This window comes from Streptomyces sp. NPDC039423, from assembly GCF_055598725.1.
Window position 1 is genome coordinate 1 of record NZ_JBVKAH010000021.1, and the last position, 23823, is coordinate 23823.

The window sequence follows — 23823 nt, forward strand, 5'->3', positions numbered from 1 at the left end:
CCGGTCAAGCTGGACCTGGCCGCCCTGCGGGCGCAGGCGAGCGGTGGCGGGATGCTCCCGCCGCTGCTCAGCGGACTCGTCCGTACCCCCACCCGTCGTACCGCTCGTGGCGCGTCCGCCTCGGGTGGCGCACTCGCCCGGCAGCTCGACGGGCTGGCGGAGCAGGAGCGGCGGGCTGCCGTTCTGGAACTGGTCCGTGTGCAGGTCGCGGGGGTGCTCGGGTTCGCCGGGCCCGAAGCGGTCGACCCGGCACGGTCGTTCAGCGAGGTCGGCTTCGACTCGCTGACCGCCGTCGAGCTGCGCAACCGGCTCGGCGCGGCCACCGGCGTACGCCTGCCCGCCACGCTCGTCTTCGACTACCCGACACCGAACGCGCTCGCGGAGTACCTGCACGCCGAACTGCTCGGCGTCCAGGACGCGGTGGTCGCGCCCGCCGCCGTCGCGGTCCGGGACGACGAGCCCATCGCCATCGTGGCCATGGCCTGCCGCTTCCCCGGTGGCGTGCGGTCGCCGGAGGACCTGTGGGGCCTGGTGCTGGACGGCCGGGACGCCATCACGGACATGCCGGACGACCGGGGCTGGGACGTCGAAGGGCTCTTCGACCCCGACCCCGACCGGCCGGGTACCAGCTACAGCCGCGCGGGCGGCTTCCTGCACGACGCCCACCACTTCGACCCGACGTTCTTCGGCATCTCCCCGCGCGAGGCCCTCGCCACGGACCCGCAGCAGCGGCTGCTGCTGGAAACCTCCTGGGAGGCGTTCGAGCGGGCGGGCATCGACCCGGCCACCGTACGCGGCAGCCGCACCGGCGTCTTCGCGGGCGTCATGTACAACGACTACGGCACGCTGCTGCACCGTGCGCCCGAAGGCCTCGAGGGCTACATGGGCACGTCGAGCTCGGGCAGCGTCGCCTCCGGTCGGGTCTCGTACACGTTCGGGCTGGAAGGCCCGGCCGTCACCGTCGACACCGCCTGCTCGTCCTCGCTCGTCACCCTGCATCTCGCGGTCCAGGCGCTCCGGAACGGCGAGTGCGACCTCGCCCTGGCCGGCGGCGTCACCGTGATGGCCACGCCGGGAACGTTCGTCGCGTTCAGCCGCCAGCGCGGGCTCGCGAGCGACGGCCGCTGCAAGCCGTTCGCCGCCGCCGCCGACGGTACGGCCTGGGGCGAGGGCGTCGGCATGCTGCTCGTCGAGCGGCTGTCGGACGCCCGCGCCAAGGGCCACCCGGTCCTCGCGGTCGTGCGCGGCTCGGCGATCAACCAGGACGGTGCGAGCAACGGCCTCACCGCCCCCAACGGTCCGTCCCAGCAGCGCGTCATCCGCCAGGCCCTCGCCAGTGCGGGTCTGTCGGCCGCCGATGTCGACGTCGTGGAGGCGCACGGTACGGGGACGACGCTGGGCGACCCGATCGAGGCGCAGGCGCTGCTGGCCACCTATGGCCAGGACCGGCCGGAGGGCCGGCCGCTGCTGCTCGGCTCGATCAAGTCGAACATGGGTCACACCCAGGCGGCCGCCGGTGTGGCGGGCATCATCAAGATGGTGCAGGCGATGCGCCACGGTGTCGTGCCCCGGACGCTGCACGTGGACGAGCCGACCCCGCACGTCGACTGGACGGCGGGCGACGTCGCCCTGCTGACCGAGCAGACGGAGTGGCCGGACACCGGCCGCCCGCGCCGCGCCGCCGTCTCGTCCTTCGGTATCGGCGGGACGAACGCGCACACGATCATCGAGGAGGCGCCGCCGGTGGCGGTGGGGGCCGAGCCGGTGGCGGGTACGCCGGCCGTGCTGCCGTTCGTGTTGTCGGCGAAGTCGCCGGAGGCTCTGCGGGGTCAGGCCGCGCGGCTGCGGGCGCATCTGCTGGACGCCTCGGAGGCTACGGTTCCGGCTGCGGTCGATGTGGCGTACTCGCTGGCGACCAGGCGGGTCGGGTTCGACCACCGTGCGGTGGTCGTGGCGGGTGAGGGTGAGGAGCTGCTGCGGGGTCTGGGCGCGCTGGAGTCGGAGGGCGGTACGGCCTCCGGTCTGGTGCGTGGGACGGCGAGCGGCGCCGGCAAGCTGGCGTTCCTGTTCACCGGCCAGGGCAGCCAGCGTCCCGGCATGGGCCGGGAGCTGTACGAGGCGTACCCGGCGTTCGCCGACGCGCTGGACGCGATCGGCGACCGGCTCCACCTCGACGTACCGCTGAAGGACGTCCTGTTCGCGGCGGACGACGATCTGCTGCACCACACCGCCTACACCCAGCCCGCGCTGTTCGCGGTCGAGGTGGCGCTGTTCCGGCTGCTGGAATCCTGGGGCGTGAAGCCCGACTACCTGTCCGGGCACTCGATCGGCGAGATCGCCGCCGCCCACGTCGCCGGGGTGCTGTCCCTGGACGACGCCTGCACGCTGGTCGCCGCGCGCGGCCGTCTGATGCAGGCGCTGCCCGGCGGTGGCGCGATGGTCGCCGTCCAGGCCTCCGAGGACGAGGTCCTGCCGCTGCTCAGCGACCGGGTGAGCATCGCGGCGATCAACGGGCCGCGGTCGGTCGTGGTCGCCGGTGATGTGCACGCCGTGATGGAGATCGCGGCCGGGTTCGCGGTACAGGGCCGCAAGACGAAGCAGCTCGTGGTGAGCCATGCGTTCCACTCGCCGCACATGGACGGCATGCTCGCCGACTTCCGCAAGGTCGCGGAGACGCTCGCGTACGAGACCCCGCGCATTCCGGTTGTCTCGAACCTGACCGGTGCGCCGGTCACCGACGAGATGGGGTCGGCGGACTTCTGGGTACGGCACGTCCGCGAGGCCGTACGGTTCCTGGACGGCGTACGCGCTCTGGAGGCCGCCGGGGTCACCACGTACCTGGAACTCGGCCCCGACGGGGTCCTCTCCGCCATGGCGCAGGACTGCCTGGCCGGCGAGGCGGACGCGGCCGTCTTCGCGCCCGCCCTCCGCAAGGGCCGCCCCGAGGCCGAGACCGTCACCACCGCCCTCGCCCAGGCGCACGCCCACGGCACGCCCGTCGACTGGGAGACGTACTTCGCGGGCACCGGGGCGCGACCGGTCGACCTGCCCACGTACGCCTTCCAGCACGAGCGGTACTGGATCGACGTGCCCACCGCCCCCGTCGGCGACGTGGCCTCCGCCGGGCTCGGCGCGGCCGAGCACCCGCTGCTGGGCGCCGCGGTCGAACTGCCCGACTCCGAGGGGATGCTGTTCACCGGACGGCTGTCGCTCCAGTCGCACCCCTGGCTGGCCGACCACGCGGTGGCGGGCACCGTACTCCTGCCCGGTACCGCCTTCGTGGAGCTGGCGCTGCACGCCGGGCACCGGGTGGGCGGCGGCGCCCTTGAGGAACTGACGCTGGAGGCGCCGCTGGTGCTGCCGGAGCGCGGCGCGCTCCAACTTCGGCTGTCCGTGGCCGCGCCGGACGACACCGGGCGGCGCGCGCTGCACGTGCACTCGCGCCCCGAGGACCTGGGCGGCGGCGAGGACGGCCACGGGGCGGACGTACCGTGGACGCGGCACGCGGGCGGTGTGCTCGCCGCGCCGACGGCGCCGGCCGGGGCGGACGCCCCCGGGCCGGACGTCTGGCCCCCGGCGGGTGCCGAACCGCTCGGTGCGGAGGACCTGTACGACCGGTTCGCGGCCGGCGGGTTCGCGTACGGCCCGGCGTTCCGCAACCTGCGGGCGGCCTGGCGGCTCGGGGACGAACTGTTCGCCGAACTGGTGCTGCCCGACGGGCCGCGTGAGCGGGCCGGCGACTTCGGTGTGCACCCGGCGCTGCTGGACGCGGGCCTCCACGGCATCGCGCTCGCCCCCTTCCTCATGGCGACGTCCACGGACGACGCCGAGGCCGGCCGTGCCGGCGGCGGCGGGACCGACGGCACCCGGACCGACGGGACCCGCATCCGGCTCCCGTTCTCGTTCAGCGGCGTCACCCTGCACTCGGTCGGCGCGGGCTCCCTGCGGGTCCGGCTCGCCCCGGCGGGGCCCGGCTCCGTGTCCCTGGCGGCCTACGACGAGCAGGGCGCCCCGGTGGTGTCGGTGGAGTCGCTGCTGCTGCGGGAGCTCGACCCGGCGCGGCTGCGGTCGGCGGCACAGCCGGTGTTCCACGAGTCGCTGTTCCGGCTCGAATGGCCCGCTCTGCCCGCCCTGCCCGTGACCCCGCCCGCCCGGCCGGGACGGTGGGCCGTCGTGGGCGCGGACACGCTCGGCCTGGAGGCCGCGCTGCGGGACGCGGGCATCCCCGTCGACGGATACGCGGACCTGTCCGCGCTCGGCGGTGTGGTGGCCTCGGGCAAGCCGCTGCCGGAGACGGTGCTGGTCGCGTACGCCGCGTCCGGCGCGGAGACCGCCGGAACGGAGACGACCGCCGACGCCGCCCGGCGGGCGACCGGCGACGCGCTGCGCCTCGTCCAGGACTGGCTGGCCGAGGAGTCCCTGGCCGGTGCCCGGCTGGCCGTGGTCACCCGTGGCGCGGTCGAGGCCCGGCCCGGCGAGGGCGTGACCGACCTGACGCACGCCCCGCTGTGGGGCCTGCTGCGGTCCGCGCAGTCGGAGAACCCCGGCCGGTTCGTGCTCGTCGACCTCGACGGCCACCTCGCGTCCGGCCCCGGCGAGGACGGTACGGACGGCGACGACGCCGGCTCCGTCCCCGGCTCCGGCACCGGTACCGGCTCCGCCCGCCCGTCGGCCCTCGCGCCCCTGCTGATCGCCGCCATGGCGAGCGGGGAGCCGCAACTCGCCGTCCGTAACGGCGCCCTGCACGCCGCCCGGCTGGCCCGCGTGCCCGCCGCGCCGGTCCAGGAGACGGCCGGCGCCCTGCCGGAGGAGGCGGAGGCCGCCGGTCCGGACAGCGGGACGGCCCGCACGCCCGCCCTGGACCCGGACGGAACCGTCCTCATCACCGGCGGCACCGGAGCGCTCGGCAGCCTGCTCGCCCGGCACCTGGTGGTCCGCCACGGGGTACGGCACCTGCTGCTGACCAGCCGGCGCGGGCCCGCCGCCGAGGGGGCCGCGGAACTGGTCGCCGAACTGGCCGAACTGGGCGCCGAGGCGACGGTCACCGCGTGCGACGCGGCCGACCGCGAGGCGCTCGCCGCGCTGCTGGCGGACGTTCCGGCCGCGCACCCGCTCACGGCCGTCGTCCACACCGCGGGCCGCGTCGACGACGGACTCGTACCGTCGCTGACACCGGAGCGGCTGGACACGGTGCTGCGCCCCAAGGCCGACGCCGCCCTGCATCTGCACGAGCTGACGCGCGGGGCGGACCTCGCCGCCTTCGTCCTGTTCTCCTCGGCGGCCGGCACGCTCGGCAACCCGGGGCAGGCCAACTACGCCGCGGCCAACGCCTTCCTGGACGCCCTGGCGCAGCACCGGCGCGCGGCGGGCCTGCCCGCGGTGTCGCTGGCGTGGGGGCTGTGGGAGCAGCGCAGTGCGATGACCGGCGAGCTCACCGACGCCGATGTGCAGCGGATGGCGCGCGCCGGGCTCGCCCCGCTCTCCTCCGACGAGGGCCTGGCGCTCTTCGACACGGCGTGCGCCCTCGCGGCGGCCGCCCCCACCGCCCGGACCGGACCCGACGCCTCCGGCCCGGCCACGGCCGACGCCTCCGGCGCCGGGGCCCTCGTCGCGATGCGGCTGGACACCGGTCCCCTCCGGGCGCAGGCGGACGCCGGAGCCCTTCCGGCGGTCTTCCGGGGCCTGGTGCGCGGTGTCCCGCGCCGGGCGGCCGCCCAGCAGGCGGCGGACCCGGTGGCGTCCGAGGCGGCGCGGCGGCTCGCCGGCCTGTCCGCCCTGCCCGAGGCCGAGCAGGAGCGCATGCTGCTCGACGTCGTACGGGCCCAGGTCGCCGCCGTCCTCGCCTACCCGTCGCCGGACGCGGTGGGGGAGACCCAGGAGTTCCTGGAACTGGGCCTGGACTCGCTGACCGCCGTGGAGCTGCGCAACCGGCTCAACGCGGCGACCGGACTGCGGCTGCCCGCCACCCTGCTGTTCGACCACCCGAGCCCCGCCCTGGTGGCCGCCCGGCTGCGTGCCGAACTGGCCGGGGCCCCGGACGCGGCGGAACTCGGTGGCACGGCGGACGCGGGCGCGGAGGGCTCCGACGGGGTCTTCGGTCCGATGCTCCGCGAAGCCGGGGCCCAGGGAGCGTCCGGGCAGTTCATGGAGCTGCTGATGCAGGCGTCCCGGTTCCGGCCGTCGTTCGCCTCACCGGCCGAACTGCGCAAGCCCCCGAGCCTGGTGCGCCTCTCCCGCGGCGACACCCGGCCCGGACTGGTCTGCTTCTCCTCGATCCTGTCGATCTCGGGCCCGCACCAGTACGCGCGCTTCGCCTCCGGGTTCCGGGGCCGCCGGGACGTCCACGCGCTGGGCGCGCCCGGGTTCCTCCAGGGCGAGCAACTGCCCTCGACCACCGACGCGGTGATCGAGGCCCAGGCGGAGGCCGTGCTGCGGCACGCCGACGGCGCGCCGTTCGTCCTGCTCGGTCACTCCTCGGGCGGCATGCTCGCCCACGCGGTGGCGGGCGCCTTGGAGAGCGTGGGGGTCTTCCCCCGGGCGGTGGTGATGCTGGACATCTACTCGCACGACGACGACGCGATCATCGGCATCCAGCCGGGGCTCTCCGAGGGCATGGACGAGCGGCAGGACACGTACGTGCCGGTCGACGACAGCCGGCTGCTGGCGATGGGCGCGTACTTCCGGCTCTTCGGCGGGTGGAAGCCGACGGCCGTGAAGACCCCGACCCTGCTCGTGCGGGCCGGGGAGCGGTTCTTCGACTGGTCCAGGCCGGCGGACGGCGACTGGCGTTCGTACTGGGACCTGGAGCACACGGCCGTCGACGTCCCGGGCAACCACTTCACCATGATGGAGGAGCACGCGGCGACGACCGCCAGGGCCGTGGAGGAGTGGCTGGACGCCACGTCCTGAGCCGCGCCGCCCGCGGATGGCGGACACCCGCCCCCCGCGGGCGGCGGACACACGACGAGAGGCCGGGCCCCACCGGAAGGGTGGGGCCCGGCCTCGTGTCGTAGCGCCGGACGGGCGCGGGCGGTCCGCCGCCCGCGCCGCGCGGCGGTCAGGCGCGCCGCTCCCGTTCCCGGGAGCGCTTCTTGGGCAGGCCCACGGTGTGGACCTCGAAGGAGTCCTTGGTCAGGTCCAGGCGGTGGAAGAGGTTGTCCGGCCCGGTCACGCACACCGTGCCGACCCCGAGCCCCTTGAGGCTCTCCACCACGCTCGGCCAGTGGATCGGCCGGTCGAAGGTGTCCAGCATCATGGTGCGCATCCCGGCGGCGTCCCGGACGACCGTGCCGTCCTGGTCGGCGACCACCGGCATGCCCGGATCGGCCAGCTCGTACGCGCCGAACACCTCTTCCTCGGCCTTGTGCCGCAGTTCCTTGAAGGCGGCCGCGTGCACGGGCGGGCGCATCGAGTACATGGAGTAGCCGCCCGCGGCGCTGATGGCGGCCTTCAGCCCGTCGAGTTCCTTCTCGCGCACGGACAGCATGTGGAAGCCCGCGTCGAGCCGTCCGGAGACGTCGTACCAGGCGCCGCGGTCGTCGAAGCCGGCGAGGATCTCGTCCAGGCGCTCCTGCGGGGTGCGGACGAAGGAGTGGGTGACGACGTCCTCGTACGCGCCGGAGAAGTACTCCTCCTCGCAGCGGGCCAGGTCCGCGGTGAGGCGGACGACGTCCGCGAAGGGCAGGGAGCCGACGAAGGCGGCGGCGGCCTTCTGGCCGAAGCTCGGGCCGGTGCAGACGGTGGGGGACAGGCCCAGGGTGTCCACCGCCCGGTCCGCCATGGCCATCGAGTTCACCAGGAAGGCGATCTGCGAATGGACGGAGTAGTCCTCCTCGGAGGTCCGGAACCGGTCGAACACCGAGTAACCGAGGGCCTCGTCGGCCTCGGCGAGGCGCTTGCGCGCGTACGGGTCGAGCAGCAGGAACTTGCCGACCTCGGCGAACGACGAGGGCCCCATGCCCGGGAAGACGATCGCGGTCGCGTCCCGGCCGCCGGTTGTGGTCCCGCCCGGGGCGGGGGTCGGGGGGATCCGCTCGGAAAGTGTCATGGTCCGTGTGTGCCTTTGCTTCCGGTTATCGCACCGGCAGTCGTCTGCCGGCCTCATCGACGGGAAAGGGCCCCGCACCCGGCCGGGCGCGGGGCGCCGGGCCGGGTGCGGGGCCGGGGAGAACGACGTCCAAGGGACGGGGGGAGGGCCGGGGGTCAGTCCTGCGCCCTGCGGTGGAAGCCCCGGATGCCGATCAGCCCGAAGAGCAGGATCGCCCCGCTCAGGGCCAGCAGGTCGAGCCACAGCGGGATCGAGCCGGGGCCGCCGGGCGGCAGCAGCAGGGCGCGGATGCCCTCGCTGACGTAGGTCAGCGGGTTCATGGCGCACAGCACCTGGAACCAGCGGATGTCCGCCAGCCCGTGCCAGGGGAACTGGGTGCAGCCGGTGAACATCAGCGGGGTCAGCGTCACGGCGAAGATGACGCTGATGTGCCGCGGCGGGGCCAGGGTGCCGATGGTCAGGCCCACCGTGCTGCCCGCCAGCGCGCCCATCAGCAGCACGCCCAGCGTGGCCGGGAAGCTGTCCATCGGCCAGGACACGTCGTCCAGGAGCAGGAAGCCGACCGGGATCATCACCAGCGAGGCGATGATGCCGCGCAGCATGCCGAAGACCAGCTTCTCGACGGCGACCAGGCTGGTCGGGATCGGCGCGAGGAGCCGGTCCTCGATCTCCTTGGTCCAGGAGAAGTCGATGACCAGCGGCAGCGCCGTGTTCTGGAGGCTGACCAGGAAGCTGTTGAGGGCCACCACGCCGGGCAGCAGGACCTCCTGGAACCCTCCGCTGGTGTAGCCGAGTTCGCCGAGGACCTTGCCGAAGACGAACAGGATGAAGAACGGCTCGACGAGCACCTGGGCCAGGAACGGGCCCAGCTCGCGGCCGGTGACGAAGATGTCCCGCCACAGGATGAAGAAGAACGTGCGGGTCGCCGTGCGCACGTCGGTGCGCGCCGGCTTCAGCTCGGCGGGGAAGCCGGCGACGGGGTCGGGTGCGGTGGTGGTGGCCGTCATCGCAGCTCCCGGCCGGTGAGCTCGATGAAGACGTCCTCCAGGCTGGCGGTGCCGACGCTCATGTCCTTGATGTCACAACTCGCTTCCGTCAGGGCCGTGATGACGGCCGGCAGCACCGAGCCGGACGGCGCGTCGCTGTAGAGGCGCAGCCGTACGGGCGCGGGGGCGCCGTCCCCTTCCTCGGTGTCCTCCTGGCGCACCGTCTCGACGCGCTCCACCGCCTCGATCTTCTCCAGCACCCGGACGAGGCCACCGGATACGCTCCCGGGTCCTTCGCCCGCGCCGGTGGGGCGCGCCGGGACCGCCGGGGGTGCCGGCTGCACGGTGAGGGTGAGGGCGGTGCTGCTCAGGCTCTTCATCAGGGCCTGCGGGGTGTCGAGGGCGAGCAGGCGGCCGTGGTCGACGATGCCGACGCGGTCGCACAGCTTGGCGGCCTCGTCCATGTCGTGGGTGGTCAGCACCGTGGTCACGCCGCGTTTGCTCAGCTCGGCCACCCGTTCGTGGATGAACCGCCGTGCCTGCGGGTCGAGTCCGGTGGCCGGCTCGTCGAGGAAGAGCACCTGAGGGCGGTGCATCAGGGCGCGGGCGATCATCACCCGCTGGGCCTGCCCGCCGGACAGCTCGTCACCGCGGGCCTTGCCCCGGTCGGTGAGGCCCACCCATTCCAGGCACTCGTCGGCGAGACGCCGCCGCTCGGCCCGGCCCATGCCGTGGTAGCCGGCGTGGAAGAGCAGGTTCTGGCGGAGGGTGAGGGAGCGGTCGAGGTTGTTGCGCTGCGGTACGACGGCGAAGGCCCGGCGGGCCTGTGCCGGGCTGGCCACGACGTCGACGCCCTGGACGAAGGCGCGCCCCGCGGTGGGGGCGACGCGTGTGGTGAGGATGCCGATGGTCGTCGTCTTGCCCGCTCCGTTGGGACCGAGGAATCCGAAGACCTCCCCCCGGCGGACGGAGAAGCTCAAACCGTCCACCGCCGGTCGGTCGCGGCCACGGTACTTCTTGACCAGTCCGTCGACCACGACGGCAGAATCCACGGGTGGTTCAATAGTCATTTACGCCTGCGAATCAAGCGGGACGCGACAACGGCGGTCCGGGAAATTCGCACAGGAAAGTCGCGTGACCGGCCGCGCGTGGAGCGCCGATTGAATAGGACACAGAAGTGGTGCGGACCCTGTCTAGCACGCACGCTGGTGTCCCGGGGCAACTGACCTGGAATGATAGGGGCGATGCGGCGAAGCTAGGGGGCGGTAGGGGTTTTCGGCACGCGCGGGCGCGGGTTCGGCCGGGGTGTGCGTCACCCCTATTCAAAACGATCGGGGGTGGCGAGTGTTGCGGTTCCTTCGAATATCCTCCTAGCATCGACGCGTGATCGCGCCGAATTATTCTGTGCAAAACAAAGCGTCGGCGGGTCGTGTGTCCGCGGGCCCGGCAGTGGATCCCGGAACGCTGCGGTGGATGGTGATCGGCGCGACCGGAACGCTCGGTGCCGAGGTGGCCGCCCGGCTCGCCGCCCACGGCGCCGACACCGTACGGACCGGAAGGGCCGATCTCGACCTCACCGACCCGGCGGCGGTCGCCGCCGCGGTGGCCGGCACCGGCCCGGACGTCGTCGTCAACTGCGCCGCCTGGACCGCCGTCGACCTGGCCGAGACCGAGGAGGCCGCGGCCCTGGAGGTCAACGGCACCGGACCGGGACACCTCGCCCGCGCCTGCGCCACGACCGGCAGCAGACTGCTCCACGTCTCCACCGACTACGTCTTCGGCGGTACGCCGGCCGACACCGGCCGGCCCTACGCCGAGGACGCCGCACCCGACCCGCGCACCGCGTACGGGCGCACCAAGCTCGCCGGCGAGCGCGCCGTCCTGGCCACGCTCCCGGACGCCGCCGTGGTGCGCACCTCCTGGTTGTACGGGCGGTCCGCCGGCGGCTTCGTGCACACCATGGCCCGGATCGCCCGGGAGCCGGGGCGGACCGTGGACGTGGTCGACGACCAGCACGGGCAGCCGAGTTGGGCGCCGGACGTCGCCGCCCGGCTCGTGGCGCTCGGCACCCTGCCCGCCGACCGGGCCCGGGGCGTCTTCCACGCCACCGGGGCGGGCCGCACCACCTGGTACCACCTGGCCCGGGAGGTGTTCCGGCTGACCGGCCACGACCCCGGCCGGGTGCGGGCCACGGACAGCTCGCGGCTGGACCGGGCGGCGGTACGCCCGGCGTGGAGCGTCCTGGGCCACGATCGGTGGGCCGGCACGGGCCTGGGCCCGATGCGCCACTGGCGCGAGGCCCTCACCGAGGCCCTCGCGGGCACCCCCCACCCCGTGGGGACGGACACGGACAGCGACAAGGACACCGACGCGGACGCGGACGGCGGACGGCGAAAGGCGGTCGAAGGGTGAAACCCCTGTCCATCGAGGGAGCGTGGCTGTACGAGCCGCGGCTGCACGGTGACGAGCGCGGTGTCTTCCTGGAGGCGTTCCAGGGCGAGGCGTTCCGGCTCGCCACCGGGCGACGCCTCGAACTGGCCCAGGTCAACTGCTCGGTGTCCCGCCGCGGCGTGGTCCGCGGCGTCCACTTCGCCGACCTGCCGCCCGGCCAGGCCAAGTACGTCACCTGCGTGCGCGGCGCCGTGCGCGATGTGATCGTCGACCTGCGCCGGGGGTCCCCCACCTACCGGCGCTGGGAGGCCGTCGACCTGGACGACCGGGACCGCCGGGCCGTCTTCCTCTCCGAAGGCCTCGGCCACGCCTTCCAGGCCGTCACCGACGACGCCACCGTCGTCTACCTCACCACCTCCGGCTACAGCCCGGGCCGTGAGCACGGCGTCCACCCGCTCGACCCGGAGCTGGGCATCACCTGGCTCCCGGACACCGAACCGCTGCTGTCCCCCAAGGACGCCGCGGCACCCACCATCGCGGCGGCCGAGGCCCAGGGGTTGCTGCCCGCGTACGAGGACTGCGTGCGCTACGTGTCCTCGCTCGCCCCACCACTCAGCGAGGAGACCCCGTGAAGGCGCTCGTCCTGTCGGGAGGGTCCGGCACCCGCCTGCGCCCCCTGACCCACACCTCGGCGAAGCAACTCGTCCCGGTGGCCAACAAGCCCATCCTGTTCTACGTCCTCGAGGGGATAGCCGAGGCCGGCGTCACCGACGTCGGCATCATCGTCGGCGACACGGCCGACGAGATCCGGGCCGCCGTCGGCGACGGCTCCCGGTTCGGCATCAGCGTCACCTACATCCCGCAGCACCAGCCGCTGGGTCTGGCCCACGCCGTGCGCATCGCCCGGGACTGGCTGGCCGACGACGACTTCGTCATGTACCTGGGCGACAACTTCCTGCTCGGCGGGATCGGCCGGCAACTGGAGGACTTCCGCACCCGCAGACCGGCCGCCCAGATCATGCTGACGCGGGTCCCCGACCCGTCCGCCTTCGGCGTCGTCACCCTGGACGAGGCGGGCCGGGTCACCGGCCTGGAGGAGAAGCCGAAGTTCCCCAAGAGCGACCTGGCGCTGGTCGGCGTGTACTTCTTCACCGCCGCCGTGCACGACGCCGTGGCCGCCATCCGGCCCTCGGCCCGCGGCGAGCTGGAGATCACCGACGCCCTCCAGTGGCTGCTCGACCAGGGCCTCGACATCGCCTCCTCCACCGTCGACGGCTACTGGAAGGACACCGGGAACGCCACCGACATGCTGGAGGTCAACCGCTCGGTGCTCGACGGGCTGACCCCCTACTGCGCCGGCTCCGTCGACGAGGAGAGCGAACTGGTCGGCCGGGTCGTCATCGAGGAGGGCGCGGTCGTCGTCCGCTCCCGGATCGTGGGCCCCGCCGTCATCGGCCGCGGCACCCGCGTCGAGGGCTCCTACATCGGCCCGTTCACGTCCGTCGCCGACGACTGCGCGGTCATCGACAGCGAGATCGAGTACTCCATCATCCTGGCCGGCGCGGCCATCGACGGCGTCCGCCGCATCGAGGCGTCCATGATCGGCCGGCAGGCCCGGGTCACCCCCGCGCCCCGCACACCCCAGGCCCACCGCCTCATCCTCGGCGACCACAGCAAGGTGCAGATCCGTTCATGAAACTCCTGATCACGGGAGCGGCCGGCTTCATCGGCTCCCACCTCGTACGCAAGGTCCTCGGCCCGGAGAAGCCGCTGGGCGACGACGTCCGCGTCACCGTCCTGGACGCGCTCACCTACGCGGGCAACCGTGCCGCGCTCGCCCCCGTCGAGGACGAGCCGGGCTTCGGCTTCGTGCACGGCGACATCACCGACGCGCCGCTGGTGGACCGGCTGGTGGCGGACCACGACGCCGTGGTGCACCTGGCGGCCGAGTCGCACGTCGACCGCTCCATCGAACGCGCCGACGCCTTCGTACGCACCAACGTCCTCGGCACCCACACCCTCCTGGAGGCCGCGCTGCGGCACGGCACCGGGCCGTTCCTGCACGTGTCGACCGACGAGGTGTACGGGTCGGTCCCGGTCGGCTCCTCGGTCGAGACCGACCCGCTCGCCCCCAACTCGCCCTACTCCGCCTCCAAGGCGTCCAGCGACCTGCTGGCCCTGTCGTACCACCGCACGCACGGCCTCGACGTCCGGGTGACCCGCTGCTCCAACAACTACGGCCCCTACCAGTACCCGGAGAAGGTGATCCCGCTCTTCGTCACCCGGCTCCTCACCGGCGGCACCGTGCCCCTCTACGGGGACGGCGGCAACGTCCGCGACTGGCTGCACGTCGACGACCACTGCCGCGGGCTGCTGGCCGTCCTGACCGGCGGCCGCGCGGGGGAGACGTACAACATCGGCGGCGGCACCGAACTGACCAACAAGGAGCTCACCGGCCTGCTCCTGGACGCCTGCGACGCCGGCTGGGACCGGGTCGAGCACGTCACCGACCGCAAGGGCCACGACCGCCGCTACAGCGTCGACTGGACGAAGATCCGCACCGAGCTGGGCTACACCCCCGTGCACGACTTCACCGAGGGCCTGGCCGAGACCGTCGCCTGGTACAGAACCCACCGCTCGTTCTGGGCAGCGCCCGAGGCGGAGCTCCAGGGCGCATGACATGTGAGTGCACCCAGCACTCCACCAGGGAGACCACCCCCGACGACGTCAGCCTGATCCAGATCCGGCAGCCGGCTGTCCCGAGCAGCTACCGCATGATCTGCTTCCCCAGCTCGCGGAACTCCTCGGCGTGCTACCTCGCGATGTCGGAGCTGCTGCTGCCCACCGTGGAGCTGCTCATCGTCCAGTACCCGGCCCACACCTCCGTCGAGGAGCACCCGGCCGAGGAGGACGCGGAGCTGGCCGACAAGATCTTCGAGGCCGTCCGCGGCTGGGCCGACCGCCCGCTGGCACTCTTCGGCCACCGCCTCGGCGCCCAGCTCGCCTACGCGGTCGCCCAGCGGCTGGAGCGGGAGACCGACGCGGCACCCCTCACGCTGTTCGTCTCGGGACGTACGGGGCCGGCGCACCGCGGCAGCATCGGGCCGCCCGCCGTCGGCTGCCGTGTCGTCGCCCTGGCGGGGCACCGCGACCCGCGCGCCCCGCTGACGGGGATGAAGGCGTGGCGCCGCTGCACCTCGGGCCGGTTCGACCTGGAGGTCTTCCCCGGCACCCGCGGGTACCTCGACTCGCACCGCCGCGAGGTCGTCAACCTCGTGCACGACCAACTGATCTCGCTCCACGGACCGGAACCCGACTGACCACCCCCGGCCCCCGCCCGCACCGCACCCCGGCAGGGGGGTGCAGGGGGCGGGACAGGGGTACCCGCGCCCCCTCCCGCTGCCTAGCGTGCCGTATGGAGAACCGCGTCCACGGGGCGGGACCGAACGAATCTCCCCATCTCTTGTGCAGCTCGCGAATCCCGCGATCCACCCCCCTGAACGGGCCCGGACACGCCTCGGCACGGCGCACCGCACGGCCGGCTCCGGTCACGTTCGGCCCAGAGGAAGGACAGTGTGCGACCGATGACCGCGAAAATCTTCGCAGCCGACTCGGTACGGCCCGTCGAGGAGTTCGAGCAGGACGCCCTCCGCATCGCCGAAGTGATCCGCGAACGCGGGGTCGGCCTCGGCGACCGGGTGATGCTGAAGGCCGGCAACTCGGCCGGCTACGTCTGCGTGCTCTACGCGCTGATGCACGTCGGCGCCTCGATCGTCCTCGTCGACCAGCAGGAACACATCGAGGAGACCCGCCGCATCGCCCTGCGCACCGGCGTCAAGGTCACCTTCGTCGACGACGAGACCCCCATCGACCAGGACGCCGACCCCATCCACCTCTACGAGCTCATGGTCGCCACCGCCGGCCGCGGGCCGGTCGACGGCACCCTGTCGTTCGACGCCTGGGGCGAGCTGCCCGACGGCCTCATCATGTGGACCTCCGGCTCCACCGGCTCCCCGAAGGGCGTGGTGAAGTCCGGCGGCAAGTTCCTCACCAACCTGCGGCGCAACGCCCGGCAGGTCGGCCACCGGCCCGACGACGTCCTGATGCCGCTGCTGCCGTTCGCCCACCAGTACGGCCTGTCCATGGTGCTCATCGCCTGGCTGACCCGCTGCTCCCTGGTGATCGCCCCCTACCGCCGGCTGGACCGCGCACTGCGCATGGCCGGCGACTCCGGCACCACCGTCATCGACGCCACGCCCTCCAGCTACCGCAGCATCCTCGGCCTGGTCTCCCGCAGACCCTCGCTGCGCGACCACCTGGCCACCACCCGGATGTTCTGCGTCGGCGCGGCCCCGCTCGACGCGCCGCTGGTCGAGAGCTACGTCCAGGAGTTCGGCCTGCCGCTGCTGGACAGCTACGGCTCCACCGAACTGAACAACATCTCCTTCGCCACCCTCGACAACCCGGTCTCCTGCGGCCGGGCCATGGACGGCATCCGGCTGCGGATCGTCGACGAGGACGGCCGGGAACTGCCCGCCGGGCAGCCGGGCGAGATCCAGGTCGACACCCCCGACGCCCTCGAAGGGCAGATCGCCGACGACGGCTCCGTCGTGCCCGCCCCCAAGGGCTGGTACGCCACCGGCGACCTCGGCCACCTCGACGCCGACGGCAACCTCTTCGTCCTGGGACGCAAGTTCGCCGTCCACCGCATGGGCTACACGCTCTACCCGGAGCTCATCGAGCGGAAGGTGGCCGCCGAGGGCTGTCCCACCCGGATCGTGCCCGTGCCCGACACGCTCCGCGGCTCCCAGCTCGTCTTCTTCGTCGAGGACGACCAGCAGCGGGACGCCGCCTACTGGCGGGAGCGGCTGTGCGCGCTGCTGCCCGCCTTCGAGCAGCCCAACCGGGTCGTCGTGCTGGAGCAGTTCCCGCTCAACCGCAACGGCAAGCCGGACAAGAAGGAGCTGACCCGGATGGCCACCGCCTAGGTCGTGTCCGCGGTCTGTCCGCAGCGACGCCGATGGCGCCCCCACCCAGCGGTTGGGGGCGCCATCGGCGTACGTGCCCGGGTGCTCAGCCGTCGTAGGGCAGCTCCACGGGCGCCAGGGCGTCGAAGAGGTCACCGGGGCCCGGGTTGTCCGGGTGCGTGGCCCCGCCCAGGTGGTCCAGCACGCCCCACACCGCGTTCAGCGCCGTGGTGACCGCGCCCTCCGCGAACCCCGCAGTCCAGGACACGTCGTCGCCGCACAGGAAGAACCCGCGCTCGGCGTCCGGCAGCCCCCGCTGCATGAACTGCGTGAACAGCCGCCGCTGGTACCGGTACTGGCCCGGCAGGTTGGACTTGAACGCGCCCATGAAGTGCGGCTCGCTCTCCCACGTGATGGTGACCGGGTCACCGACGACGTGGGAACGGATGTCGACACCCGGGTGGATCGCCCCGACCCTGTCCAGCAGCACGTCCAGCCGCTCGGCCGGGCTCAGCGTCGCCATCTTCAGCGAGTCGTCGTTCCAGGTGTACGACAGGCACATCACACCCGGTTTGTCCGGGCCGTCGTCGAAGAGGTACACACCGCGCGGCATCCGGTCGGTCAGGGTCATGCTCATCACCGGACGGCCGGTGCGCGGGTCCGTGTCCCGCCAGAACGGCCGGTCCGTCAGGACGAACAGCTTGGACGCCCCCATGTAGTGGGTCCGCTCCACGGCGGTCCACAGCGGCGCGGACAGCAGCGCCGGGTCGCAGGCCACGCGGTTCAGCAGCGTCCACACGTGCGGCGTGTACACCACCGCGGCGAACCGGTCCCGCCGCCCGTCCCCGTCGGTGACGAGGAAGCCGTCACCGTCGCGCGCGACCGCACGCACCGAGGGCCGGGGCCGCCCGTCGTGGTGCAGCGAGGCCAGCGAGGTACCGGCCGGCCAGTGCGCGCACCCCTCCGCCGGGTGCTCCCACAACCCGCGCGGCACCTGCTGCGACCCGCCGACGATGGCGACCTGGTTGTCGTCCGCCTCCGTGTAGACCACCCGGAGGATCTCCAGGAACGAGTTGGGGAAGTCGGTGTCCCAGCCACCGGTGCCGAAACCCACCTGCCCGAAGACCTCGCGGTGCCGGAACGACTGGAAGGCCGAGCTGGTGGCCAGGAAACCGTAGAACGACTGGTCGTCGAACTCCCTGACCAGCCGGTTCCATATCTGCTTCAGCGTCTCGACGTCCCGCCGCCGGACCGCGTCCCGCATGGTCGCCAGCTCGGCCCGCTCCTGGAGCGCCTTCTCCCAGGCCGCGGCCACCTCCTGGTAGACCTCCGGCAGTTCCTCCACCGTACGGGCCGTGTGGCGCTCGCCGCCCAGGTCGATCAGCGTGCTCGGGGTGCTGGGCGCGAGCGGGTTGGGGAAGGGGCTGATGCGCAGCCCCAGCAGGTCGACGTAGTGGAACAGCGACCGCGCGGAGAGCGGGAAGCGCATCGCCCCCATCTCCGCCACGCACCCGGGCGCCCCGGGGAAGGGCACCGACCGCATCCGGCCGCCCAGTTCCTCCGCCTCGTACAGGACGGGGCGCAGGCCCAGCCGCATCAGCTCGTACGCCGCGGTCAGCCCCGCCATCCCGCCGCCGACCACCGCCACCGGTGTCCCCGCGCGCCCGGGCGGCAGGACGCCCAGGCCGGCCGGATGGCGCAGCCAGCCGTCGTAGGAGAACGGGAAGTCCGGCACGAGCATGGTCGTGGGAGCCGGGCTGACTGACGTCATCTGGAATACCTCTCGGGCCGGTGCGGCATCGCTTCCAGGGGGAACCGGAGACCTTCCGGGCCGAGCCGGAACCCGCGGCGCCGGGCCGGGGCTCCCGAGGGGAGCGTCGAAGCGGCCGTGCGCGGTCGTGCCGGTGAGGCCACGCTATTCACCGGCCCTGGGGGCGACAACCCCTATCCACCCTGATAGCCGACCGTGCTCGGGCGGCCGGGCGGCGCTGCCACCGGCCGGAGCGCGGGCACGGTGATGGCGGTCACGACGAGGCCGCGCTCGGCGAGCCACCGGCCGTCGAACTCCGCCATCACACGCCCGTCCGGGCCGGTCCGCGGACGGAGGATCCGCGCGGTGAACGTGCCCCGCTCCCCGCCCGACGGGCCCGTCCCGTGCCGGAAGGTGATGTCGGCGTCGTCGAAGTCCAGCTCAGTGCCCAGCAGCGGGTACCAGGTCTTGTAGACCGCCTCCTTGGCGCTGAACAGCAACCGGTCCCGGCACAGCCGGCCCCCCGCGCCCGCCCGCACCCACGCCCGTTCGCGGGGCAGCGCTATCGACTCCAACACACCTTCAGGCAGCGGCAGATCGGGTTCGGCGTCTATCCCGACCATCGCGAGGTCCGTGTCCCGGGCCACCACCGCGGCCCGGTAGCCGGCGCAGTGCGTCATGCTCCCCACGACCCCCTCGGGCCACCGCGGCACGTTGCGCGTCCCGGGCAGGATCGGCGCCGGCGGGAGCCCCAGCGCGGCGAGGGCGCGCCGCGCGCAGGCCCGTACGGTGGTGAACTCCTCACGGCGGAGGTCCGTCGTCCGCTCGACCAGCGCCGCCTCCTCGGGGTACAGCGTCGCCGTTCCGTCCGGCCCGAAGACCTCGCCGGCGGCCGCTCCTCCGGGCAGCAGTGATTCGATCATGCTCGTGCCTCTCACGATTCGGTCCCGGCGCCGGACCCCGGCTCCGGGGCGTACGGCAGGATCTGCCGCAGCAGACCCCTGGGGTGACCGCGCCGGCGCCACTCGCGCGGATAGCCGATCGACACCTCCTCGAACCGCACCCCGTCGTACCAGGTGGTCCGGGGGATGTGCAGGTGCCCGTAGACGACGGCGGCGGTGGTGAACCTGCGGTGCCAGTCGGCCGTCAGCACCGTCCCGCACCACTGGGCGAACTCCGGGTGCCACAGCACGTCCGTGGGCTCGCGCACCAGCGGGAAGTGGTTGACCAGCACCAGCGGCACCGACGGATCGTGCGCCACGAGGCGCCGCCTGGTGGCCGCCACCCGGGCCCGGCACCAGTCGTCACGGCTGCGGTACGGGTCGGGGTGGAGCAGGTACTCGTCCGTGCACACCACGCCCGCGTCGTGCGCCCGGGCCAGCGACTCCTCCTTGGTCGAGGTGCCCGCGACCCGGAACGTGTAGTCGTACAGCAGGAACAGCGGAGCGACCGCGACCGGACCGCCGGGGCCCCGCCACAGCGGCCACGGGTCCTCGGGCGTGACGACCCCCAGGCCCCGGCACATCTCCACCAGGTACCGGTAGCGCGCCTCCCCGCGCGCCTGCACCGGGTCCTCGCGCGGCGTCCACAGCTCGTGGTTGCCCGGCGCCCACACGACCTTGGCGAACCGCCCGGCCAGCAGGCGCAGCGCCCACTCGATGTCCTCGGTCAGTTCTCCGACGTCCCCGGCCACGATCAGCCAGTCGTCCGGGTGGGAGGGGCGCAACGACTCGGTGATGGGCCGGTTGTCGGCCATCCCGATGTGCAGGTCGCTCACCGCGAGCAGCCGCGGGCCGGCCCCGGGGGGCGGTGCGTCGGCGGCCGGGGTGGCGGGTTCAGGCGGTACGTGCGACATCGATGTCCAAACCGACCGGCAGGTCCTGACGGTGCGTGATGTTGATTTTCCGGTAGACCCGGGTCAGATGCTGTTCCACGGTGCTGACGGTGATGAAGAGCTTGGCGCCGATCTCCCGGTTGGTGTAACCGTGCGCGGCCAGCGCCGCCACCCGGCGCTCGGCGTCCGTCAGCGAGGACACCGCCGTGGACCGTGGCCCGCCCGGCCGCACGGAGCCCGCCGGAGCGACGGAGGGCGGCGGCACGGCCTGCGGGGACGGTGCGGACGGTGCGGACGGCGGGGGACAGGCGGACCGGGGGGACGGGCCCGGTGTGGTCCGGGGCGACTGCGGGGACGGTCCGGCCTGGCCCGGGTGGAGCGAGCGGTGCAGCTCCCGGGCGCCGCAGCCCTCGGCGATCCGCCACGCCCTCCGGGTGTGCGGCTTGCCCTGGGCGGGGTCGCCGAGTTGCTTGTGCGCCGCCCCGAGGTCGGTCAGGGCACGCGCCAGCTCGTACCAGTCGCCGTCCTCCTGGAGCAGTGCGACGGCCTCGCCGAGCAGCGCGGGACGCTCCCGGAGCGGGCGGGCCGCCGCCAGCACCCGCAGGGCGAGGCCCCGCACGCGGCGCCCGGCGTCCCCGGCGAGCTGCTCCCGGGCGAACCGTTCCGCCTGTTCCCGGCTGCCGAGCGCCAGCCACGCCTCGGCGACCCCGACCCGCCAGGGCGCCAGCACCGACCGGTCCATGTTCCAGCGGCGCATCAGCTCACCGCAGGCGGCGAAGTCGGTCAGCGCCGCGTGATGGCGCCCGGTGGCGAGCTGGTGCCGGCCGCGCGCGTACAGGTAGTGCAGCCCGTAGCGGGTCAGCAGCATCTCGTCGGGCACCGGCCGGTCCACCAGCTCGGCCGCCGCCTCGTGGTCGCCCATCGCCGTCCGCGCCTCGATCAGGGCCGACAGCGGCATCCCGATGCCCACGCCCCAGCCGTGCGCCGGAAGTTGTTCGAGGGCCTGCTCCGCCAGCCGCCGGGCCTCCTCCAGATGCCCCCGGCGCAAGGACACGTGCGCCCGGATCCCCCGCAGCACCGCCGTCCAGCCCGGAGCCCCGCGGTCCGCCGCCTCGACCAGCAGCCGGTCGGCCCACACCGTCGCCGTGCCCAGCCGGTCGGCGTAGAGCAGCGTCAGCAGACAGGCGCGCATCTTGAGGTGCGTCTCCTCCGTCAGCCGCGTACTGGTCAGCAGGTGCTCGGCGAGGTCCGCGAAGTCCTCCGGGGCCGCGCCCGGCTCACCCCCGCCGCTGCTCAGCACGCCGTACAGCGCCCTGGCCGCGCTCGGGCCGCCCTCCTCCGGCGCGGCCGGCCGGCCGCCGGCACCGGACGCCGGACCCTGGGCGGGCTCCTCCCCGAGGTGTTCGAGCACCGTCGGGTACGTGCTGGCCAGCACCAGCCGCAGCTCCCGTAGTTCGGTGACGACGGGGGAGTCGGGGGAGGGCGGCAGGACGCCGACGACCTGGCGGATCGCGGTGGTCGCGTCGTCCATCCAGCCGTTCCACAGCAGGTCGCAGACCAGCCGCAGGGTGTCCACCGGCGGCAGCAGCCCCTTGCGCACCGCACCGACCAGCGACCGCAACTGCCGCGGCAGCGCCGAGGGTTGCACCCGCCACACGTACTTGGCCAGGGTCGCCCGCAGCAGGGTCCGCTCCGTCTCGTCCCGGCAGCAGCTCTCCGCCATGCGCAGGCAGCGGACCGCGAACCCCACCCGCTGCACGGCCAGCGCCGCCCGGGCGGCCTCGCTCAGCACCCGGGGCACCCACTCCTCGTCGCAGAGGTGCGTCTCCTGACCCAGGAGCTGGGTCGCCACCAGCAGCGGCGCCGCCCCGTCCTCGTACAGCAGCCGGGCCGCCCGCCGGCGCAACCGCGCCGCCGCGTCATCGGCGAGGCTCTCCACCACGGCGGCCCGCACGCCACCGTGCCGGAACCCGGCCGGGTCCAGCACCCCCGCCTCCCCGAGGGCGGCCACCACCCGGGCGACCACCGGTTCGTCCACCTCGACCAGCCGGGCCAGCAGGGGCATCGGCCCGGTGCCGCCCAGCAGGGCGATGCCCTGGGCGACCCGCATTCCGTCGGCTCCGGTGCGGTGCACGCAGATCAGCGCGTTCTCCAGGAACCGCTCACCGGCGTGCGCCGGCCCGTCGGCGCGGTCCTCGCCGGCGCCTCCGTCCGGATCCGTGACCGCGTCCCGGACGGTGTCCCCGGCCGGTGCCGCCGGGGCCCCCGCCGGGTCGTCCGCCGGAGCGCGCCGGCGGCCGAGCCGGTCGTCGATGAGCCCGTGCACGAGGAGGGGATTGCCGCCGGTCGCCGCGTGGAGGGAGGCGGCCAGCGCGGCATCGGCCCCCGGCCGCCCCGTACCGCCGTCGGACCCGGCCTCCGGGGCGCGGGCCGCGACCAGCCGGCCGACCCCGTCGACGCTGAGCGGCGCCAGCCGGACGTGCAGACCGCGCAACTGGTACAGCAGCTCCTCCAGGACCCGCGGCGCGGAGCCCCCCGCGTCGGGGCCGCGGGTCACCAGCAGGGACATTCCCGCGCCCGAGGACGGCGCCCGGAGCAGCGCGTGGGCGAGGCAGTGCAGCGACTGGGGGTCGGCGTACTGCACGTCGTCGACGACGATCAGGACGGGGCCCCGGGCGCGGATGTCCGCGAGCTGGGCCCGGAAGGCCACGAGCACCTCGGCGGGCACCGTGTCCGGCGCCGCGGGTTCCGTGCCGAGGACCGACCCCGTGCCGAGGACCGACCCCGTGCCGAGCGCCGGCGGCAGCCGGTCGGCGGTGGTCTGGCCGTCCCGCAGCAACTGCTCCACCACACCGAACGGAATTCCTTGTTCCGCGGGTGAGGTGACGGCGGTGAGGACCCGCGGGCCGTCTTCCCCCGTCAGTTCCAGTGCGCGATGGAGGAGCGCCGTCTTCCCCGATGCGACGGGGCCGCTGATGACGGCGATCCGGCCGGTTCCGTGGGCGTTTCCGGGCGCTGCGCCGGAAGCGACACCGGATATGAAGTAGGTCAGTCTTCCGATCTGTTCATCCCGCTCCACCAACACAGCTGTAAAAGCCTCCCCCGGTTGCGATGTGAAATGGCGCACGTCCGGCGCATTCCGCGCCATGGCCACTCTCCGCGTACCCGCACGCACAGGAGTGCCGTCAACGCCCGTGCGGCGCAAGGGAATTCCCGCGCCCACTCCAGGTCGGACGACCCCAGGTCTGCCCCGTTCGGCGGGTCCGTTCGAACTGTACCAACGTCCCGCGCCGTCGATTGTGCGTGCCATTGCAGCCTCATGTCGACCTGTTGCGCGGGTAACTCCGGCGGATGAACAAGGGGTTGCCCTGTGGTATCGGGCCCGGCCGGTCAGGTGCCCTCCGTCACCGGGAAAGAAGGTGAAACCTCAGAGAAACCTCAAAGAAACCGGCCGCGCGAGCACGGCGGACACAGGACGTCCTTATTCCGGCCTTACTCGCTCTAGGGGTGGCCGCACGGAGATTAGGGGTGGCTGATGGTGGAGAACCCATTGTGTCGCCGGTTTGAATGGCCCGATGTGAGCCTTCGGGGCCCATGGGACCGCAGAGCCGCCCGCATCGCCGGGCCGGGGTGGAGATGGCGCATGACGACGACCCAGGAGACTGCTCCCGCGTACGGGGGCACGACGACCGTCATCGGGAAAGTGGCCGAACTGCACGCTGTTCGCGCGCAGGCGGTGAGCGGCCCGGGAGCCCGGGCGACGGAGGCGCAGCACGCCAAGGGCAAGCTGACCGCTCGTGAGCGGATCGAGCTGTTGCTGGACGCGGGCTCGTTCCAGGAGGTCGAGC

At 73.5% G+C, this 23823-nt stretch carries 15 protein-coding genes; 8 read left to right on the forward strand and 7 right to left on the reverse strand.

Going from position 1 to position 23823, the window contains the following annotated elements:
- The coding region (locus ACZ7LK_RS32220) for an SDR family NAD(P)-dependent oxidoreductase (RefSeq protein WP_471144639.1) at positions 1 to 6909 on the forward strand (6909 nt) is incomplete at its 5' end.
- Between the two features lie 148 nt (positions 6910 to 7057).
- Here the strand turns inward: ACZ7LK_RS32220 and ACZ7LK_RS32225 are convergent.
- The 3 genes from ACZ7LK_RS32225 to ACZ7LK_RS32235 all read right to left on the reverse strand — a co-directional run bounded on the left by ACZ7LK_RS32225 (position 7058) and on the right by ACZ7LK_RS32235 (position 10085).
- Positions 7058 to 8047: an ACP S-malonyltransferase gene (locus tag ACZ7LK_RS32225; protein WP_471144640.1), complete on the reverse strand. Its 990-nt coding sequence runs from the start codon at positions 8045 to 8047 to the stop codon at positions 7058 to 7060.
- A 155-nt stretch (positions 8048 to 8202) separates the two neighbouring features.
- On the reverse strand, positions 8203 to 9054 hold the full coding sequence (locus ACZ7LK_RS32230; protein WP_392277775.1) for an ABC transporter permease: 852 nt from the start codon (positions 9052 to 9054) through the stop codon (positions 8203 to 8205).
- On the reverse strand, positions 9051 to 10085 hold the full coding sequence (locus ACZ7LK_RS32235) for an ABC transporter ATP-binding protein (protein WP_392277776.1): 1035 nt from the start codon (positions 10083 to 10085) through the stop codon (positions 9051 to 9053). Before ACZ7LK_RS32235 ends, ACZ7LK_RS32230 begins: the two co-directional genes overlap by 4 nt.
- 412 nt (positions 10086 to 10497) lie before the next feature.
- Between ACZ7LK_RS32235 and rfbD the strand changes: the two genes are divergently transcribed.
- The 6 genes from rfbD (at position 10498) to ACZ7LK_RS32265 (ending at position 16412) form a co-directional block, all read left to right on the forward strand.
- Positions 10498 to 11445, forward strand: a complete 948-nt coding sequence (rfbD, locus tag ACZ7LK_RS32240; protein ID WP_392277787.1) for a dTDP-4-dehydrorhamnose reductase — start codon at positions 10498 to 10500, stop codon at positions 11443 to 11445.
- The gene (locus ACZ7LK_RS32245; protein ID WP_469465258.1) at positions 11442 to 12056 is read left to right on the forward strand and encodes a dTDP-4-dehydrorhamnose 3,5-epimerase family protein; all 615 of its coding nucleotides are present in this window, start codon (positions 11442 to 11444) and stop codon (positions 12054 to 12056) included. The genes rfbD and ACZ7LK_RS32245 overlap by 4 nt, the downstream gene beginning before the upstream one ends.
- Positions 12053 to 13120 (forward strand): glucose-1-phosphate thymidylyltransferase, encoded by a 1068-nt coding sequence (locus ACZ7LK_RS32250; protein WP_392277778.1) that lies wholly within the window; start codon positions 12053 to 12055, stop codon positions 13118 to 13120. Before ACZ7LK_RS32245 ends, ACZ7LK_RS32250 begins: the two co-directional genes overlap by 4 nt.
- Entirely contained in the window at positions 13117 to 14103 is a 987-nt protein-coding gene (rfbB, locus tag ACZ7LK_RS32255) for a dTDP-glucose 4,6-dehydratase (RefSeq protein WP_471144641.1), read from the forward strand. The genes ACZ7LK_RS32250 and rfbB overlap by 4 nt, the downstream gene beginning before the upstream one ends.
- Entirely contained in the window at positions 14100 to 14744 is a 645-nt protein-coding gene (locus ACZ7LK_RS32260; protein ID WP_471144642.1) for a thioesterase II family protein, read from the forward strand. Before rfbB ends, ACZ7LK_RS32260 begins: the two co-directional genes overlap by 4 nt.
- A 264-nt stretch (positions 14745 to 15008) precedes the next feature.
- On the forward strand, positions 15009 to 16412 hold the full coding sequence (locus ACZ7LK_RS32265; protein WP_392277781.1) for a class I adenylate-forming enzyme family protein: 1404 nt from the start codon (positions 15009 to 15011) through the stop codon (positions 16410 to 16412).
- Between the two features lie 85 nt (positions 16413 to 16497).
- Here ACZ7LK_RS32265 and ACZ7LK_RS32270 read toward each other — a convergent pair whose 3' ends face one another.
- The 4 genes from ACZ7LK_RS32270 to ACZ7LK_RS32285 all read right to left on the reverse strand — a co-directional run bounded on the left by ACZ7LK_RS32270 (position 16498) and on the right by ACZ7LK_RS32285 (position 23285).
- Positions 16498 to 18162 carry a flavin monoamine oxidase family protein gene (locus ACZ7LK_RS32270; RefSeq protein WP_471144643.1) on the reverse strand — a complete coding sequence of 555 codons (1665 nt, stop codon included), beginning with the start codon at positions 18160 to 18162 and terminating at the stop codon, positions 16498 to 16500.
- 173 nt (positions 18163 to 18335) lie between these two features.
- Positions 18336 to 19064 (reverse strand): 4'-phosphopantetheinyl transferase family protein, encoded by a 729-nt coding sequence (locus tag ACZ7LK_RS32275; RefSeq protein ID WP_392277783.1) that lies wholly within the window; start codon positions 19062 to 19064, stop codon positions 18336 to 18338.
- A gap of 11 nt (positions 19065 to 19075) precedes the next feature.
- Complete coding sequence (locus ACZ7LK_RS32280) at positions 19076 to 19996, reverse strand: metallophosphoesterase family protein (protein WP_392277784.1); 921 nt, start codon at positions 19994 to 19996, stop codon at positions 19076 to 19078.
- Complete coding sequence (locus tag ACZ7LK_RS32285) at positions 19977 to 23285, reverse strand: helix-turn-helix transcriptional regulator (RefSeq protein WP_471144644.1); 3309 nt, start codon at positions 23283 to 23285, stop codon at positions 19977 to 19979. The genes ACZ7LK_RS32280 and ACZ7LK_RS32285 overlap by 20 nt, the downstream gene beginning before the upstream one ends.
- Positions 23286 to 23618: 333 nt before the next feature.
- Between ACZ7LK_RS32285 and ACZ7LK_RS32290 the strand changes: the two genes are divergently transcribed.
- Positions 23619 to 23823, forward strand: a 205-nt coding sequence (locus tag ACZ7LK_RS32290; RefSeq protein ID WP_392277786.1) for a carboxyl transferase domain-containing protein, incomplete at its 3' end; no start/stop codon positions are given.

What these genes read in the sequence shown, in the direction of transcription:
- ACZ7LK_RS32225 (WP_471144640.1), bottom strand. Translation starts at nt 8,047, where the DNA reads ATGACACTTTCCGAGCGGATCCCCCCGACCCCCGCCCCGGGCGGGACC.
- ACZ7LK_RS32230 (WP_392277775.1), bottom strand. Translation starts at nt 9,054, where the DNA reads ATGACGGCCACCACCACCGCACCCGACCCCGTCGCCGGCTTCCCCGCC.
- rfbB (WP_471144641.1), top strand. Translation starts at nt 13,117, where the DNA reads ATGAAACTCCTGATCACGGGAGCGGCCGGCTTCATCGGCTCCCACCTC.
- ACZ7LK_RS32260 (WP_471144642.1), top strand. Translation starts at nt 14,100, where the DNA reads ATGACATGTGAGTGCACCCAGCACTCCACCAGGGAGACCACCCCCGAC.
- ACZ7LK_RS32265 (WP_392277781.1), top strand. Translation starts at nt 15,009, where the DNA reads ATGACCGCGAAAATCTTCGCAGCCGACTCGGTACGGCCCGTCGAGGAG.
- ACZ7LK_RS32270 (WP_471144643.1), bottom strand. Translation starts at nt 18,162, where the DNA reads ATGACGTCAGTCAGCCCGGCTCCCACGACCATGCTCGTGCCGGACTTC.
- ACZ7LK_RS32275 (WP_392277783.1), bottom strand. Translation starts at nt 19,064, where the DNA reads ATGATCGAATCACTGCTGCCCGGAGGAGCGGCCGCCGGCGAGGTCTTC.
- ACZ7LK_RS32280 (WP_392277784.1), bottom strand. Translation starts at nt 19,996, where the DNA reads ATGTCGCACGTACCGCCTGAACCCGCCACCCCGGCCGCCGACGCACCG.
- ACZ7LK_RS32285 (WP_471144644.1), bottom strand. Translation starts at nt 23,285, where the DNA reads ATGGCACGCACAATCGACGGCGCGGGACGTTGGTACAGTTCGAACGGA.